The sequence below is a fragment of the Thalassotalea agarivorans genome (assembly GCF_030295955.1).
Classification (GTDB): Bacteria; Pseudomonadota; Gammaproteobacteria; order Enterobacterales; family Alteromonadaceae; genus Thalassotalea_D; species Thalassotalea_D agarivorans.
On sequence record NZ_AP027363.1, the window covers coordinates 1,553,165 to 1,569,774 of the forward strand.

General features: G+C 41.6%; 14 protein-coding genes. 5 read left to right on the top strand and 9 right to left on the bottom strand.

Features of this window, described 5'->3' with window-relative positions; genetic code table 11:
• The first annotated feature begins 25 nt into the window (after positions 1 to 25).
• Positions 26 to 1,201, top strand: coding sequence for a cystathionine beta-lyase (locus QUD85_RS07185; protein WP_093328892.1), 1,176 nt, complete (start codon positions 26 to 28; stop codon positions 1,199 to 1,201).
• Between the two features lie 40 nt (positions 1,202 to 1,241).
• Here QUD85_RS07185 and QUD85_RS07190 read toward each other — a convergent pair whose 3' ends face one another.
• Genes QUD85_RS07190 through QUD85_RS07205 form a run of 4 tightly spaced genes read right to left on the bottom strand, consistent with a single transcriptional unit; the run spans position 1,242 to position 5,730 of the window.
• Positions 1,242 to 2,612, bottom strand: a complete 1,371-nt coding sequence (locus QUD85_RS07190) for a M24 family metallopeptidase (protein WP_093328891.1) — start codon at positions 2,610 to 2,612, stop codon at positions 1,242 to 1,244.
• Between the two features lie 6 nt (positions 2,613 to 2,618).
• Positions 2,619 to 3,938 carry an alkaline phosphatase gene (locus tag QUD85_RS07195; RefSeq protein ID WP_093328889.1) on the bottom strand — a complete coding sequence of 440 codons (1,320 nt, stop codon included), beginning with the start codon at positions 3,936 to 3,938 and terminating at the stop codon, positions 2,619 to 2,621.
• A gap of 9 nt (positions 3,939 to 3,947) precedes the next feature.
• The gene (locus tag QUD85_RS07200; RefSeq protein WP_093328887.1) at positions 3,948 to 5,096 is read right to left on the bottom strand and encodes an endonuclease/exonuclease/phosphatase family protein; all 1,149 of its coding nucleotides are present in this window, start codon (positions 5,094 to 5,096) and stop codon (positions 3,948 to 3,950) included.
• The gene (locus tag QUD85_RS07205; RefSeq protein WP_093329101.1) at positions 5,086 to 5,730 is read right to left on the bottom strand and encodes a TetR/AcrR family transcriptional regulator; all 645 of its coding nucleotides are present in this window, start codon (positions 5,728 to 5,730) and stop codon (positions 5,086 to 5,088) included. The genes QUD85_RS07200 and QUD85_RS07205 overlap by 11 nt, the downstream gene beginning before the upstream one ends.
• A gap of 591 nt (positions 5,731 to 6,321) precedes the next feature.
• Here QUD85_RS07205 and QUD85_RS07210 point away from each other — a divergent pair.
• The 3 genes from QUD85_RS07210 to deoA all read left to right on the top strand — a co-directional run bounded on the left by QUD85_RS07210 (position 6,322) and on the right by deoA (position 11,278).
• Positions 6,322 to 9,456 carry a TonB-dependent receptor gene (locus tag QUD85_RS07210; protein ID WP_093328886.1) on the top strand — a complete coding sequence of 1,045 codons (3,135 nt, stop codon included), beginning with the start codon at positions 6,322 to 6,324 and terminating at the stop codon, positions 9,454 to 9,456.
• Between the two features lie 101 nt (positions 9,457 to 9,557).
• Positions 9,558 to 9,965 (top strand): cytidine deaminase, encoded by a 408-nt coding sequence (gene cdd, locus QUD85_RS07215; RefSeq protein WP_093328884.1) that lies wholly within the window; start codon positions 9,558 to 9,560, stop codon positions 9,963 to 9,965.
• Positions 9,966 to 9,967: 2 nt separating this feature from the next.
• Positions 9,968 to 11,278, top strand: a complete 1,311-nt coding sequence (gene deoA / locus QUD85_RS07220) for a thymidine phosphorylase (RefSeq protein ID WP_218139588.1) — start codon at positions 9,968 to 9,970, stop codon at positions 11,276 to 11,278.
• Positions 11,279 to 11,290: 12 nt separating this feature from the next.
• Here the strand turns inward: deoA and upp are convergent, their stop codons facing one another.
• Genes upp through udk form a run of 5 tightly spaced genes read right to left on the bottom strand, consistent with a single transcriptional unit; the run spans position 11,291 to position 15,226 of the window.
• Positions 11,291 to 11,917, bottom strand: a complete 627-nt coding sequence (gene upp / locus QUD85_RS07225; RefSeq protein WP_093328880.1) for a uracil phosphoribosyltransferase — start codon at positions 11,915 to 11,917, stop codon at positions 11,291 to 11,293.
• A gap of 15 nt (positions 11,918 to 11,932) precedes the next feature.
• On the bottom strand, positions 11,933 to 12,520 hold the full coding sequence (locus tag QUD85_RS07230; RefSeq protein ID WP_093328878.1) for a thymidine kinase: 588 nt from the start codon (positions 12,518 to 12,520) through the stop codon (positions 11,933 to 11,935).
• A 5-nt stretch (positions 12,521 to 12,525) separates the two neighbouring features.
• Positions 12,526 to 13,296 (bottom strand): deoxyribose-phosphate aldolase, encoded by a 771-nt coding sequence (deoC, locus tag QUD85_RS07235; RefSeq protein WP_093328876.1) that lies wholly within the window; start codon positions 13,294 to 13,296, stop codon positions 12,526 to 12,528.
• Between the two features lie 7 nt (positions 13,297 to 13,303).
• A complete protein-coding gene (locus QUD85_RS07240; protein ID WP_093328874.1) occupies positions 13,304 to 14,551 on the bottom strand; it encodes a NupC/NupG family nucleoside CNT transporter in 1,248 nt (415 codons plus the stop codon).
• A 3-nt stretch (positions 14,552 to 14,554) separates the two neighbouring features.
• A complete protein-coding gene (gene udk, locus QUD85_RS07245) occupies positions 14,555 to 15,226 on the bottom strand; it encodes a uridine kinase (RefSeq protein ID WP_143047941.1) in 672 nt (223 codons plus the stop codon).
• A gap of 134 nt (positions 15,227 to 15,360) precedes the next feature.
• Between udk and QUD85_RS07250 the strand changes: the two genes are divergently transcribed.
• A complete protein-coding gene (locus QUD85_RS07250; protein ID WP_093328870.1) occupies positions 15,361 to 16,584 on the top strand; it encodes a phosphopentomutase in 1,224 nt (407 codons plus the stop codon).
• Positions 16,585 to 16,610: the final 26 nt, after the last annotated feature.

Here is a 16,610-nt window from a genome sequence, read left to right on the forward strand (position 1 = left end):
CAACTAGTTAATAAATTGAATGAATATGAGCAAAAAAGAAACGGTGTACGTAAGTGCAGGGCGCAAGCCACAGTGGACGCGTGGTCTAGTGAACCCACCCGTTGAACGTGCTTCAACGGTAGTGTTTGACTCGGTCGAACAGATGAAACATGCCGTCGCGAATAAGTCTAAACAAGTGTTGTATTATGGACGCCGCGGCACCACAACAAACTTTGCTTTCTGTGACGCAATGGCTGAAATAGAAGGCGGTGCAGGTTGTTATGTCTATCCAAGTGGCACTGCTGCTATAACCACCGCCATGCTGGCGTTTTTAAAAAGTGGTGACCATGTATTGATGGTAGATAACGCTTACGAGCCAACGCGTGCATTTTGTCAAAATGTATTAAAGGGCTTTAATATTGATGTCACCTATTACGACCCTTTAATTGGTGCAGGAATAGAGGCGTTAATACAAGAGAATACCAAAATCGTATTTCTTGAATCTCCAGGTTCTTTAACCATGGAAGTGCAAGACGTTCCTGCTATTGCAGAGGTTGCACACAAACATAATTGTGTGGTGATGCTCGATAATACGTGGGGCGCAGGCGTTAACTTTAAGCCTTTTGATTATGGAGTTGATGTTTCCGTACAAGCGGCAACCAAGTATATTGTGGGTCATTCCGATGTCATGCTTGGAACGGCAACAGCAAACGAAAAGCACTGGCCGGTATTGAGAGAGAAAAGCTATACCCTTGGTATGTGTGCCTCGCCAGATGATTTATACCTTGCGATGCGCGGTATCAGAACCTTGGGCGTGCGTTTGCAGCAGCATCAAGAAAGTGCTCTAAAGATTGCTCGTTGGTTGGAATCCAGAGAAGAAGTAGAAACAATATTGCATCCAGCGTTTAGTTCTTGCCCAGGGCATGAGATGTTTACACGCGACTTTACCGGTTCTAATGGCTTATTCTCATTTGTATTGAGCAAAGGTAATCAGGCAGGTATTACTGCCATGCTCGATGGTATGTCTCATTTTAAAATGGGCTATTCCTGGGGTGGATTTGAAAGCCTTATCTTAGCTGTTAATAGCGTGCAATCGATGCGAACAGTGACTACTTGGCCTTATGAACATGCGCTTATTCGTTTGCATGTAGGATTAGAAAATGTGGACGATCTAATCGCAGACTTAAGTGCGGGCTTTGACCGATTAAATGCAGCACTTTAACGGTGCGAACGAAAAAAAAGGCGGATTTTATCCGCCTTTTTTAGTTGCTTTTAATCAAATGAAATGAGGTTTGTCGGCCGTTTAGATACCACACGCCAGATTCATCAAAAAATGCATCCTCTTCCAACATAATTCGAATTTCTTTACCCCATTCTTTTAAATACACCGCATTGTTCAGTTCAATTGAATAGGCTGTATTCAAGTGTAATGGGTAATCACCATCGCCTGGGACACCTTGCTGGGCATCCCACATGCCTAGCGTTGTGCCTGCGCCGTGGCCATGAAAACCAATAGGATGGGTGTATATCGTAGGCTTTAACCCTTGAGCGATTGCTTCGGATCTTGCTTTCGCCAGAATTTCATTGCCGGTTACACCTTCAGCAAAAAGATCAGTAAAGATATCTTGTAGTTGGTTTGCTTTGCTTAATGCTTCGTTTAAGTAGTCAGGTGCTGACGTTTCTCCCTGTTTAAGCACATAGGCGTGTTGTTGTGTATCTGTATTAAGTCGCAAATAGGTAATACCGAAATCAACATGGAGTAAATCACCGGGTCTTACAACGTTGTCTGTGTCTTTATTGGTAAACGTCGTTTCATGATCAAATGCCTGATTGTCTGCGCGCTGAATTGATACACTTGGATGAAACCACGCTTGAAGTTTCAATTCACGAACTCGCTCTCGGTACCACCAAGCAATATCATCGGTTGTTGTTACGCCCGGTGTAACAACTTTGTTTGAAAAACCTTCAGCGATAATGGCATGGGCGAGGGCTACGATATCCTTGTATTGTTCTACTTCGGGCTTAATTCGTTGCTCAAGCCAAGCAATTGCCAAAGGCTCTGAAGATACAAGTTTATTTTCCATATCCTTAGGTAAAGCCTGTTTAAGCTGTTCAAAATCTGTAACAACTAAACCATCTGCATGCGCCCATATTTGCGATTGGTTGATGCCAATTTTTTCGGGGTTATGCTGCTTTAATAAAGATACTAATGCTTGCCATTGGTCGTCTTGAGTCGACTTATCCCAAGCCTTGGTAAAAACACTACCCACATTGTATGGGGCGACAGCATAGGCTTGTAATTGGCCAGAATCCTCTAAAACGAATAAAAATATGGTCGTTCTTCGTGCAGATAACCATGTTGCTGGTAGAAATGTCTTTAAAATTGGGTCTTCATTGTATTCTCGGCTGATCAAAAGCCATGCATCTATGCCGGTTTTCTTCATTAAAGACGGGAGTAATGTTTGAACTCGCTGCGCTGTCATGTCATCTATAAACTGCGCTCTATCTTTCATTGATAAGACTTGGCTTTCGAGTGCATCACTGTCAGGTTTCAATGCCACAGATTGCGTTTTTTCTGAACATCCGAGTAGTGCTAGCGCGCAAATGACACCGCAAAAAGGCTTAAAATTCATGCCGCTTTACTCTCTAATTAGTTGAAACAAAATCTTTGCCATGTCGGTATTGTCTTTAGCACCAGCAAATTGCGTTGCAGAGTGGCCAAACGCGTATACAGGTACGTCTGCAGCCGTATGGCCAGACGACGTCCATCCAGTATTTGAACGTAAATCGATAATCGATTTGATTGTTTTTGACAGCTCTCTTGTGCGTTTTTGTCCTTTCAATGTAGGCGACAACATAGTTTGCGCTCTGTTGATTAGTTTTATTTCGTCACGCGTTAACTCTGAGCCGAATAAAGCGGTAATGTCGTCAGTTGATAGTCGCTGGCTTAAAAATGCATCGGCTATTTTATCCGCAGACGCAGTGACTTGTTTTACTTGATCAGGGTTCCATGCATAGTCACCATCTCTTGCTAGCGACATACCACCGGTTTCATGATCAGCGGTTAGCACTACCAAGGTGTTTGGATGCTGTTTTACATAACCTTCGAGCAGCTCTATTGTCTTGGCTAAGTCATGCATTTCCGCCATTGCCGCAGCGATATCATTGCCATGTCCAGCCCAGTCTACTTGGCTTGCTTCAACCAGTAAAAAGTAGCCTTTATCATTTTTTAAATGTTTAAGCGCTGTTCCTGTGAGTTTTGCTAATCGGGTCGGGTTATTATCATCGATAGCGAACGGCAAGCCTTTATCTGCAAACAATCCTAGCAGTGGCTTTGTTTTGTTTGTGCTATCGAGTTGCTCGTATGCATCTATATATTGAAAGCCCTTTGCTTTAAACTCTGCAACTAAATTTCTGTCATCGCGAATGAAATAAGCCCAGCCACCACCAAGCATGACATCTGCATTAATACCATTGTCAATGTATTGATCGGCAATCGCATTGTAGTTGCGCCTGTGTTCATTGTGCGCCATGTATGATGCTGGTGTCGCATGATTAATCTGCGACGTTACCACGATACCCGTTTTTTTACCTTGTTTCTTGGCGGCAACCAATACTGATTCAAGTGGTTTTTTGTTAATATCGACGCCAATAGCGCCATTATATGTTTTTACCCCTGTAGCAAGTGCTGTAGCGCTTGCAGCAGAGTCAGTGACATATCCAGACACCTTATGAGGGTAGGTGGAGTTACTGCCAACTAGGTATTTATCAAACACCGTTGTTTCAACCATAGGCGTATTTGGGTTGTCCATATAGTATCGGTAAGCTGCTACATAATTAGGTCCCATGCCGTCAGCCACAACCATGATGATATTTTGCGGTTTTTCTGCTGAGAAAGCAGGAAATACTATCAACGCGCCTAAGAGTGAAATGCGCACACGTTTTAAAAGAGAAGTCATATTAACCTTTTATTTTGTGATATTGATGTCTACCCAAACCAATTTATGATCGGAGGACGTTTTTCTATTTTTGATCAGCGCGTCATATTTTTCACCTTTTTGAGGCCAAAATACGCCAGAAGAAACTACTTTTAAGCCAAAACTGCTGGGTAAAACATAGTCCACACGCATTTTCCAACTTGCTGTATGCGTTTTAGCATAAGGGTTTTGAGGTGCATTCTGCACTGCGCCTAAGCTTTTAGGTTCAGTGTCATTTACTTTTGTATCGTTGAGCAGGTTTCTAATGGCATCTTGCCTTGAATCACCTTCTGCTGGGGAACTGTTTAAGTCGCCCATGATGACAAAGCGGCTATTGGGTTTTAATCCGCCAAACTGACTTTTGTCATCATAAATATAGGTTGAACGATTAGTGTCGATGTAGTCATGCCAAAAACGAATTTCATCATGGTTACGCTTACCATTACGATCTTCTTTTCCATCAAAAACTGGCGGTGTAGGGTGGCTTGCTAACACGTGTACCTTTTCGTCATCAATTTTGATGGGGATATCCCAATGAGATTTCGATGACAGGCGAAGTTTATTCCAGGTGGCGTCTGCATACCAAGGCGTACCATCCTCATTCATTGGCATTAATGCATTTGGCATGTCTTTCCATTTAAACAGCTGAAAGGTTCGAATGTGTTCGGTATCAATAGGATATTTAGACAATAACAACATACCGAAATGACCAGGAAAATAACCAAAGCCTTGCGTATTTGCAGGTGGCTTCGCCGTTTTATCGCCGTTGTCTATCAATACGCCAGTATTGACTGGCCCTTGAAAAAAATACGGATAGTTTAAGCCATTTGCCTTAAGTAGCTCGCTGAACAACACTTGGTTTTTTTTACCAAAAACGCCATTGTCAAACTCGTTGATCAAAATGACATCCGGCTGCTTAATTGAAATGATTTTAACAATATTTTTTACTTGCTGGGCAGGTGATGATAAGGCGTTGTTTAACGATTGCTGCAAAATCAACTGGCTTTGATTTCTGTCTGTGTAATTAAGCGCTTCTAGGCTTGCATTAAACGTTGCAAATCTTATGGTATCTGCTGCGTTTGTCGTTGCAACTAAACTGCTCGCTAGTATTGTAGAAATAATGATGTGTTTAATGTTCATGTTGAGCTATTCCGCAGCCTTTTAAAACCATATTTGTTAAAAATCTTGTTACCGCTTTCTCGTCTTTCTCTTCAAATTCAGCTTGGTTTAGTACTGTTAAGATCTGGGTTTCAAAGTCAGCATAATGTTGGGTTGAAGACCAAATCAAAAAAATGAGCTGAGTTGGGTCGATGTCATCCATTTGGCCTTCATCAATCCAGCGCTGAAAAATACTGGCTTTTTCTCGCACCCATTGTCTCAAATATGAGCGAGCAAACTCTTTAAGGTGCTGCGCTCCTTGGATAATTTCCAGCGCATATATCTTTGAGGCTTCTGGCGCTGTGAAAGACATGCGTACCTTAGAGGCAATAAATTTCTCTATTGCAATGGCAGGGCCGTCTTCATAAAGAATGTCACCAATGCCTTCATCCCACATCTCTAGGGTGCTCTCTAATACTGCATGATAAAGCGCCTCTTTGTTTTTGTAATAATAAAGCACGTTGGCTTTAGGTAGACCACTTCGCTGAGATATTTGTTGTACGCTGGCGCCTTTGTATCCGTTTAAAACAAATTCAGTCCTGGCAGCGTCTAAAATAATTAACTTATTTTTTGCGCGTAGTTGATCTTGTTTGTTAGATTTTTTCTGTTCTGACATTAGGTCTGAAAGTTTCACTTAGGTTTTGCTGTGTTTTACCAGTAATAATTGAAGCTGTCACCCTTGTTTGATTAATTTTTTATTAAAATAAGGGTGCTTTACCGGAAGAAACAACCTATTCAGTACGCTACAGCCGGCAACCATGCTGTTTTTCACTGTTTTGTGATTTTTTGCTAGGTCAATAGGTTAATAAATGAAAAATATTAACCTGTTGGCTTTGTTTTGTGTTTTATAAAATATTGAATAAAAACAATTGTTTACGGTGTTTATGTGTGTGTTCTTGACCATATGGTCAGGTTTTATTGTTTATAGTTATTAAAAATAAGATTTATAAAAAATAAAATTATAAAGAAGTCTGATTTGGTTAAATAGTATACATTATTGTGTTTAAGTTATTGTTTTTAATGGTTAATAGTATAACTGTAACTGCATTGTTAAATCGAAATAAAGCTAGTCTTTAACATCTTCTTCTAATTTATGTAATGAAAATGAAACTAATCTCTGATGTAATAAAATTCGAAGTATAAAAATAAAGTAAAGCTAAATTAAAAAATAGCTCATGCTCACAATACTCTTTTAAGGGATCAAAACATGAAATCACAAGCTTTTTCACGTGTTGCAACCGCTGTTGTTTTTGCACTAGGTATGTCTAGTGTCGCAATGGCGAATACGACAACATCAGCTATTAAAGGTCAAGTTCAGGGGCCAAATGGCAATCCTGCCGCTGGGACTACGGTTATTATCACCCATGTACCTTCTGGAACATCAAAAACTGCTACTGTAAACGAATCGGGTATTTTTACCGCTAAAGGTTTAAGGGTAGGTGGCCCTTATCGCGTAGAATTAGATTCTGATACGTTTGAGGACAAAGACGTTAATGATGTTTACTTAACTTTAGGCGAAACATATTCATTAAATGTTTCTTTAGAATCCTCTGAAGATATTGAAACCATTCAGGTGACAGGTACAGCGTTAAGCACATTTGCAAGCGGTTCGAGTCCTTCTGCTCATTTTGGGAGAGAAGAGCTTGAGACACTGCCTGCAATAAACCGAGATATAAAAGATATTGTTCGCGTCGATCCGCGTATTTATATTGATGAAAGTCGTTCTGACGCTATCCATTGTGGTGGTGGTAACCCAAGGTTTAACAGTTTAACGTTAGACGGCGCACGTATGAATGATAACTTTGGCTTGAACAGCAACGGTTACCCGACGGTACGTGTACCTTTTTCTTTTGATTCAATTGAACAGGTTTCAGTAGAACTTGCGCCTTACGATGTAAATTACGGGAGTTTTACAGCGTGTAATATCAATGCAGTATCTAAGTCAGGTACAAATGAAGTCCATGGTGGTTTCTTCTACGACTATACAAATGACTCAATGAAAGGTGACTCTGTCAACGGTGAAGATATAGATCTCGGTTCATTTAGTGAAAAGCGCTATGGCTTTAATGTGGGTTTCCCAATTCTTAAAGACAAGGTATTTGGCTTTGTTTCATATGAAAAACTAGAAGGTGTACAAATCTTTAGTTATGGCCCTTTTGGTAACGATGTTTCGCAAGCGGATCTAGACCGAGTGCTGACAGCAAGCCAGGATGTTTATGGTTATGATGCTGGTGGAATGCCTGGAAGTATGCCTGTTGAAGATGAAAAGTTTCTTGTTAAGTTAGACTGGAATATCAACGATAGCCATCGTGTTGATTTTGTATATAACTACAATGATGGTTTTGAGCTATCACAATCAGATGCTGATGGCGATGAGCTGTCACTTGATAGCCATTTTTATGAGCGAGGCGCTAAACTCACATCTATGGTAGCGGCCTTATATTCTGATTGGACGGATAACTTCTCTACATCAATCAGTATCGGCAAGATGAAACTTGATAATCGCCAGATATCACTAGACGCAGCCAGTGGTTTCGGTGAAGTTCAAATTGATCAAGGTGGTTCAACTATATACTTGGGTCCAGATGATTCTCGCCAAAGTAATAAACTGTATTGGGACAACAAAACGTTCAAATTTTCAGGTAACTATTACTTAGAAGATCACACTCTTACATTTGGTTATGAGTATGAATCACTAACAGCATTCAACTTGTTTATGCAACATACGCAAGGTGAATTCAGATTTGACTCAATTGAAGATTTTGAAAATGGACACGCAGATCGTATTTATTATAACAATTCTGCTGGTACTAATATTCCTGAAGATGCTAGCCAAGAGTTTACATACGACGTTCATACATTCTTCATCCAGGATGAATATACTTTTACAGATATTGATGCAACCTTGATGTTTGGTGTGCGCTACGACATGTACACGAGCTCAGATCAACCAAGATATAACCAAAACTTTTTTGACCGTTATGGCTTTGCGAACAATTCAACCTTTGACGGTGTCTCGTTGCTACAACCGCGTGTAGGTTTTAATTGGGCTGTAAACGATAATCTAAACGTGAGAGCTGGTTTTGGTCTTTACTCTGGTGGTAATCCAAACGTATGGTTATCAAACTCTTATTCAAACGATGGATTGGTGCAAATAGGTTTGCGTGAATTTAACGTTAACTTAGTTCAAACACCTGATGGTAAAGTTGACTTGTTTGCAAACCAATGGACAGATCCTGGTACGCCAATTTTTGGCATCCCACAAGCCATGTATGATGAAATAGCGTCTATTCCTGAAGCGGGTGGTGACGGTTCAGTAAACGCTGTGGATCCAAATTTTGAAGTTCCTTCTGAATGGAAGTACTCAATTGGTGCAACATACATTACCGATGACGGTTATAGCTTCACAGCGGATATTTTAATGAATAGACGTGTCGACTCGGCAATGATCAGAGATGCTGGTATCCAGTACTCAGGTGATACCGCGCCAGATGGGCGTCCATTATTTGAATCACCACTAGGTCGCACGGGTGACTTCGTGTTAACCAATAGTGATAAAGATGGCAAATCTACTATCGTTTCATTTGGTATGAACAAAGAATGGGATTTTGGTCTTAACGCGACATTTGGTTACTCTTACACTACGTCTGAAGATGCTAACCCTATGACAAGTTCAGTAGCAGGATCGAACTATTCGAACTTTGCAACTATAGACCCATCAGCACCTAGTATTGCAACTTCTGATTATGAAGTGCCACACCGTTTAACCATGGTTCTTTCATACTCTGTGAATTTAATTTCGAACCTTGATACTACGGTTAGTTTATTTGGTCAGTCTAGCGCAGGTAGACCTTATTCATATACATTTTCTCGTTCTGACAGAGCATTCGGTGATAGTAACTGGAACGGCTCACGTCAATTGTTATACGTGCCGACTGAAAATGACCCTAACGTAGTTTACGACCCAGGCTTTGACCAAGCTGCGTTCAATGCATTTATCGCCGAAGAAGGATTGGCTCGCGGTGGCATTCAAAAACGTAACGACCATTATTCAGATTGGTGGACAACATTCGATTTAAAACTTAATCAGGAGCTTCCGGGCTTTATGGATGGGCATAAATCGAATGTTTATCTAACCATCAAGAATATCGGTAATATGCTAAATGATGAGTGGGGCGTGTTAACGAAAGGAGCGTTTGTTGGTAATAGAATGGTTGGTGCAAGTATTAATGACCAAGGACAATATGTATTTGAATCGTTTAATGACGGTAACCAAGAGTTAACAGTTGAACGTGATACATCATTGTGGGAAATGAGAGTTGGTATTAAGTACGACTTTTAAGCCCTAAATAGAGAAATAAAAAGCCACGCATTTAGCGTGGCTTTTTTTTGTTAAATTATTGTTATACTGATAGTTAAATCATCACATTGCACAGGTAGATTATGTCAAAAGAATTGGCACATTTTGCAGCACAAGCATGTTCTAATGCGTACGCTCGATATAGCAAGTTTACTGTTGGTGCTGCAGTAAAAACATCCGATGGAACGGTATTTCAAGGGTGTAATGTAGAGAATGCAAGTTACGGATTAACGGTTTGTGCAGAGCGCAATGCAATAGCCAGTGCTATTGTTGCAGGTTTTAGAGACCTTGAAACCATTGCTATTTACACCGCGCAAAATGACTTAACGCCACCTTGCGGTGCGTGCCGGCAAGTTATCGCAGAGTTTTTTAAGCCTGAAGCGATTGTAACTGCGCACAATCACAAAGGTGAGTCGGTAACATGGACGGTAGAGTCGCTTCTGCCAGACGCTTTTACGCCTATCAATTTAGACAATGCGGATAAGGAATGAACATGTTGCTACCGCAAGAAATTATCAGACTAAAACGTGACAACCAAGTACTGGATGAACAAGTCATTAAGCAGTTTGTAGCGGGATTAGCCGATGGTGGCTTTAGCGATGCGCAAGCTGGTGCAATGGCGATGGCAATTTATCATCAAGGTCTAAATACACAAGAAACGATTACTTTAACCCAATGTATGCGAGATTCCGGTACTGTGCTTACTTGGGACGATGTAGACAAACCTATTATCGATAAACATTCTACAGGTGGTGTAGGAGACAAAGTAAGCTTTATGTTAGCAGCTATCGTTGCCGCATGTGGCGCAGCTGTGCCAATGATTTCAGGACGCGGTTTAGGGCATACAGGAGGTACTGCAGACAAACTGGAAAGTATCGCGAATTTTAATGTTATGCCATCGATAAGTCAGTTTAAGCAGCTTGTCAAAGATATCGGTGTGTCTATTATTTCTCAGACAAACGACCTAGCACCAGCGGATAAACGTTTATACGGCATTCGTGATGTTACCGCGACGGTAGAATCAATACCTTTAATCACCGCGTCAATCCTTTCTAAAAAGCTAGCCGCTGGACTGGATGTATTAACTATGGATGTTAAGGTAGGCAATGGCGCTATGATGAATAATATTGCAGATGCGCGTGCACTTGCTAAAAGTATTGTTAATGTTGCAACAGGCGCCGGCGTAAAAACACAAGCAATCATCACCGATATGAACCAAGTGTTAGGCGATAGCGCTGGAAACGCGCTAGAAATGGCAGAGACAGCCGATTACCTTACCGGTGTCTATAGAGATCCACGTTTGCATCAAGTGGTGTGTGCATTGGCCAAATCCATGCTGATTCATGGGCAATTGGCAAAAGACGAAGATGACGCACATAAACAGGTCGATAGGGCGTTATGCACCGGCTTGGCGGCAGAGCGCTTTGATAAGATGGTCCACGCAATGCAAGGACCAAGTAACTTTATCGAACAGCCATGGAAGCACATGCAGCAAGCAAATGTGATCAAAGATATTGTCGCACCACGTTCAGGATATATCGCTAATGTAGATACTCGTGCTATTGGAATGGCAGTGGTTGCTTTAGGTGGCGGTAGACAATTTCCAGGGCAAGCAATCGATCATAGTGTGGGATTCGATCGAATAGCGCCGCTTTCAGAATATCTAGAAAAGGGAAGTGTTATCGCTCGTGTCCATGCCGCTAATGAAGATATGGCCATGCAGGCAGTTAACGCTTATCTAAACGCCATTGAATTGTGTGATAGAGCTGTTGAACCTTCTCCGGTTATATACGAGTATATATAGCGATTATAGGTGTTATACAGTACCAAAAAGTTTATCGCCGGCATCGCCTAAACCGGGCAGTATATAACCTTGCTCGTTAAGCCTGTCGTCAATCTGAGCAACGAATATGTCGATATCAGGGTGGGCACTTTCTAGCGCGCTCACACCTTCTGGAGCAGCCACTAAAAACAGCGCAACAATATGTTTGCACTGCGACTGTTTCAACAAATTGATCGTTGCAATGGCACTACCGCCGGTTGCTAGCATAGGGTCGACCACAATTGCCATTCTATCGGTAATATCTGGCACTAAGTTTTCGTAATAACTTTCAGGCTGCAACGTTTGTTCGTTTCGCGCAAGCCCAACAACCGACACTTTAGCGCATGGTAGTACAGATAGAGCGCCATCTAGCATACCCAAACCGGCGCGCAGTATTGGGACTATGGTGGGTTGTTTTGTTGCGATAATAGGTGCGTTGATGGTGCCAGACCAACACTGCATCGGTGTTTGTTTCAGGGGCAAAGTTTTGGTTGCTTCGTACATTAACAAACTACCAATTTCTTGGGTTAACGCTCTAAAGTCTTTTGTGGTGATGCCTGCGTCTCTTAATAAGCTCACTTTATGCTTAACCAATGGATGACTGCTTTCTACTACTGCCATGACGCCCCCTATAAATTATGTTTTTTGATCCCAAACTAAGGCTTTGAAATGCTTTCTGCACAAGGCTTCATACTTTTCATTGCCGCCAACTTCTATTTGTTGACCACCTGTAATTGCTTCACCATCTTCATTTACTCGAATGACAAAATTTGCTTTTCTACCACAATGACAAATTGTTTTTAACTCAACAAGCTTATCCGCCCATGCGAGCAGGGCAGCACTACCACTGAAGGTTTCACCCATAAAATCGGTTCTTATCCCGTATGCTAAAACAGGTATAGAGAGGTGATCAACGACATCGGTCAATTGCTTTACTTGTGATTTTGATAAGAACTGGGCTTCATCAATTAACACACAATCGAGCTTTTTCAATTGATGTGCTGTTGCTATCTCGTGATACAAATCAGACGTTTTATTGAACAATGCGGCGTCGGCACTAATGCCGAGTCGAGAAGCAACTTTGCCTTTTTCAAATCTATCATCTATTTCGGCTGTGTAAATCAGCGTATGTTGCCCGCGTTCTCTATAATTGTAAGAGGACTGTAGTAAATGCGTTGATTTACCAGCATTCATTGAAGAATAGTAAAAATACAACTGCGCCATTGTAGTTAGTACGCTCCTTGCTCTGGCGCATCGAGATCATGCCCCAAACTTATCAATAAGTTATTAAGCAAGCTACTTGCACCAAACCTAAAATGTGCTGCAGTTATCCATTCTTCGCCTAAAATTCGCGATGCTAATGATAAGTAGGCTTTAGTATCTTCTAAATTTTTTACACCACCGGCTGGTTTAAATCCAACTGAAGTGTTTTTCTCTGCAATAACTTGTAGCATGATTTCTGCCGCTTCTAAGGTGGCATTTGTTGCAACTTTACCGGTAGATGTTTTGATAAAGTCAGCGCCAGCATCAATCGCAAGTTCACTTGCGCTTTTAATCAGGGTGGGCGAGGATAATTCGCCGGTCTCAAGGATAACTTTTAGTAACGCGTTACCTTTACAGGCACCTTTAACAGCACTAATCATCTCGCTTGCAAGCTTTGTATTACCTGCAATAAAGGCTTTATAAGGAAATACTAAATCAATTTCGTCTGCGCCATAAGCAATTGCAGCTTTTGCTTCCGCTACGGCAATGTCTATATCATCATTACCATGTGGAAAGTTGATTACTGTAGCAATATTGATATGTGGCGTTTCTTGCGCGAATAATTGCTTTCTTGCGTAAGGAATATATCTTGGGTAGATACAAATGGCGGCCGTGTTTCCTGCCGCTGATTTCGCTTGTTTACATAAGGTAATAATGTCCTCAACAGATTCGTTATCTGTTAAAGATGTTAAATCCATTAATGCAATACCAAGCTGAGCGTAATTTGTGTCGTTCATACGTAACCTATAAGGAAATGAAGATGCCAGCAATAGTTGCACTCATTAAGTTAGCGAGCGTTGCTGCCAACATAGCTTTAATACCTAATTGAGCGATGTCACCACGTCTAGATGGCGCCATAGAACCAATACCACCTAAAAGGATGGCTATTGATGACAAGTTGGCAAAACCGCACAATGCAAACGTAATGATGGCCTGCGAGTGCGCCGACAATGTTTCTTTTATCTCAACAAAATTGACATAGGCGAAAAATTCATTGACCACGACCTTTTGCCCGATAAAGCTACCCGCTTGAACCATTTCATCACCCGAAATACCAATAAGGAAAGCGAGTGGGGCGAATAGATAGCCTAATATTTGCTGAATCGATAAATCATCGTGACCAAACCAGCCACCAATACCGCCAATAATCATATTCAATAGCGCGATAAGCGCAATAAAGGCCAGCAGCATAGCGCCTACATTTAACGCTAACTTTAGTCCATCCGTTGCACCAGTTGCTGCCGCATCAATCACATTTGCAGGTTTGTTCTCATTGTCTTCGGCAATATCTTTATCTTGGTCAACAATTTTGTCTTGGTCGACTTCAGGCATAATGATTTTTGCCATCAATAGGCCTCCAGGGGCCGCCATGAATGAGGCAGCGATCAAGTATTTTAACTCTACGCCAAGTCCGGCATAGCCCGCTAATACAGAACCAGCAACAGAAGCTAAACCACCCACCATGATGGCGAATAGCTCTGAGCGTGTCATATTGGCAATATAAGGCCTAACCACCAATGGCGCTTCTGTTTGGCCAACAAAGATATTCGCTGTCGCTGATAACGACTCTGGGCGAGATGTACCCAATAGCTTTTGGATACCACCACCAATAAGTCTGATCACCCATTGCATGATGCCAAGATAATATAAAACCGCGATTAATGAAGAGAAGAAGATAATGACTGGCAGAACGCGTACGGCAAATACAAAGCCAACGCCGTTTTCGAACATGGCATCTGTGCCTAAACCACCAAAGAGGAAGTTAATCCCTTCTTTTGCACTGTCGATGACTTGTTGTACGCCGTTAGACATACCTTGTAATACATCTTTACCAAACGGCACATAAAGCACAAAAGCGCCTAAAGCAAGTTGCAGCAAAAAAGCAAAACCTACGGTACGCCAGTTGATGGATTTTTTATGTGCTGACAAGGCCCAAGCGATAGCAAGTAGTATCACTATGCCAATGAAACCTCTAAATACGTGTAATTCCATTCGCTATTCCTTTAAATGTTTTTGTAATATTTGATGAATATTCGCTTTTACCACATCTAGCGCGATTCTATTTTTACCGCCTCGAGTAATCACAAGGTCCGCCCATTGCTTTGAAGGTTCTACAAATTGATAGAACATTGGTCTGACAGTGCTCAAATATTGTTTTGTTACCGAATCTACTGAACGTCCGCGCTCATTAACATCTCTTGAAATTCGGCGTAATAGACAAATATCCAGCGGTGTATCCATATAAATTTTGATATCGAATCGGTCTCGAAGGTCGGGGTTATTGAGCAGTAATATGCCCTCAACTAAAATGATGCGCTTAGGTGATATAGCCGTAGTTTCGTCAGTTCTTGTATGCGTTTTGTAGCAATATTGGGGTACTTCCACCGCTTCGTTGTTACACAGCGCGGTTATGTGCTGGCTCAACAATTCGTGTTCAAACGCATTAGGGTGGTCATAATTTGTATTTTCGCGCTCAGCTAACGCTAAATGAGACTGATCTCTGTAGTACGCATCTTCATTGATAATCACAATACCTTCTTCGCCAAGCTCATCAATGAGCTCTCGGTAGATGGTTTTGGCAAATAATGTTTTACCGGATGCAGAGGCGCCTGCAATAGCAATGACTGTTGGTTTCCAATTTGGCACGTTTTTTCTCTTCTTTGTCAGCCAAAGATTTAATAAAATGTTAAATTACCATGAGTTTAGCAAGTTCTGATAAAAATTAATTATAATTAAGGCAATTATTTAGCGAATTATTATCGCTTGCTCGATTTTTATCCAAATAACACAGTGAGTTCAAAATGACCCGTGCAATTATTTTAGTCTTAGATAGCTTTGGTATCGGTTACGCACCCGATGCTGAAAAATTCGGTGATGTCGGTGCCAACACCTTTGCCCACTTAGCACAACGATTTGAACAGGCGCATGGGCGTCAAATAGCTTTACCAAACCTTGTTAGATTGGGCTTGTTAGATGCGGCGAATCAAGCCGGCGAAACCGTTAGCGCACAAAATAGTGAACAAAGGCAGGGCGCTTATGGCTATATGGCTGAGCTAAGCTCTGGTAAAGATACACCAAGTGGTCATTGGGAAATGGCAGGTGTACCTGTGTTGTTTGACTGGGGCTACTTTACTGATCTAAATCATAGCTTTTCAGCAGATCTCATGGATAACATCAATCAAAAAACCGGGTTTAGTGGTATGTTGGGTAATTGTCATGCATCGGGTACTGAAATCATTGCCCGCCTAGGCGAGGAACATATTAAGTCAGGGTTACCGATCTGCTACACCTCTGCCGATAGTGTTTTTCAAGTTGCGGCTCATGAAGAGCATTTTGGCCTCGATAATCTCTATGCCTATTGTGAAACGGTGCGCCAAATTTTAGATGATATGGAATTAAATATAGGCCGCGTCATTGCTCGCCCGTTTGTTGGCGAATCGCCAGATACCTTTGTTCGTACAGGCAATAGACGCGACTACTCCGTGTTACCGCCTTCAGCAACCGTGCTTGAAAAACTTGAGCAAAGTGGTGGTCATGTGATCAGCGTGGGCAAAATAGCAGATATTTTCGCTCATCAAGGCATTTCTGAGAAAACAAAAGCGACGGGTATTGATGCCTTAGTTGATGCCACGGTAGAGCATATTAAAACAGCCAAGGACAACAGTTTGATTTTTACTAATTTAGTAAACTTCGACCAAGACTTTGGCCATAGACGAAATGCGGTGGGTTATGGTGAAGCATTAGAGGCGTTTGATGCCATATTGCCTAATGTAATAGCGGCAATGGGGGAGCAGGATATTCTGTTCTTGACCGCCGATCACGGCTGTGACCCAACTTGGCAGGGTAGCGACCATACCCGAGAATATGTGCCTGTTTTAGCCTATCACCACAATATTGATTCAGTTAATTTAGGCGAGCGTACTAGTTTTGCTGATTTAGGGCAAACCATTGCTGATATTTTTTCACTTGAGGCAATGAAATACGGAAAAAGTTTTAAAAATGAGTTAAACTTCGCCGAAAATTAGAGTAACCCCAGTTACTTTTATAAAAG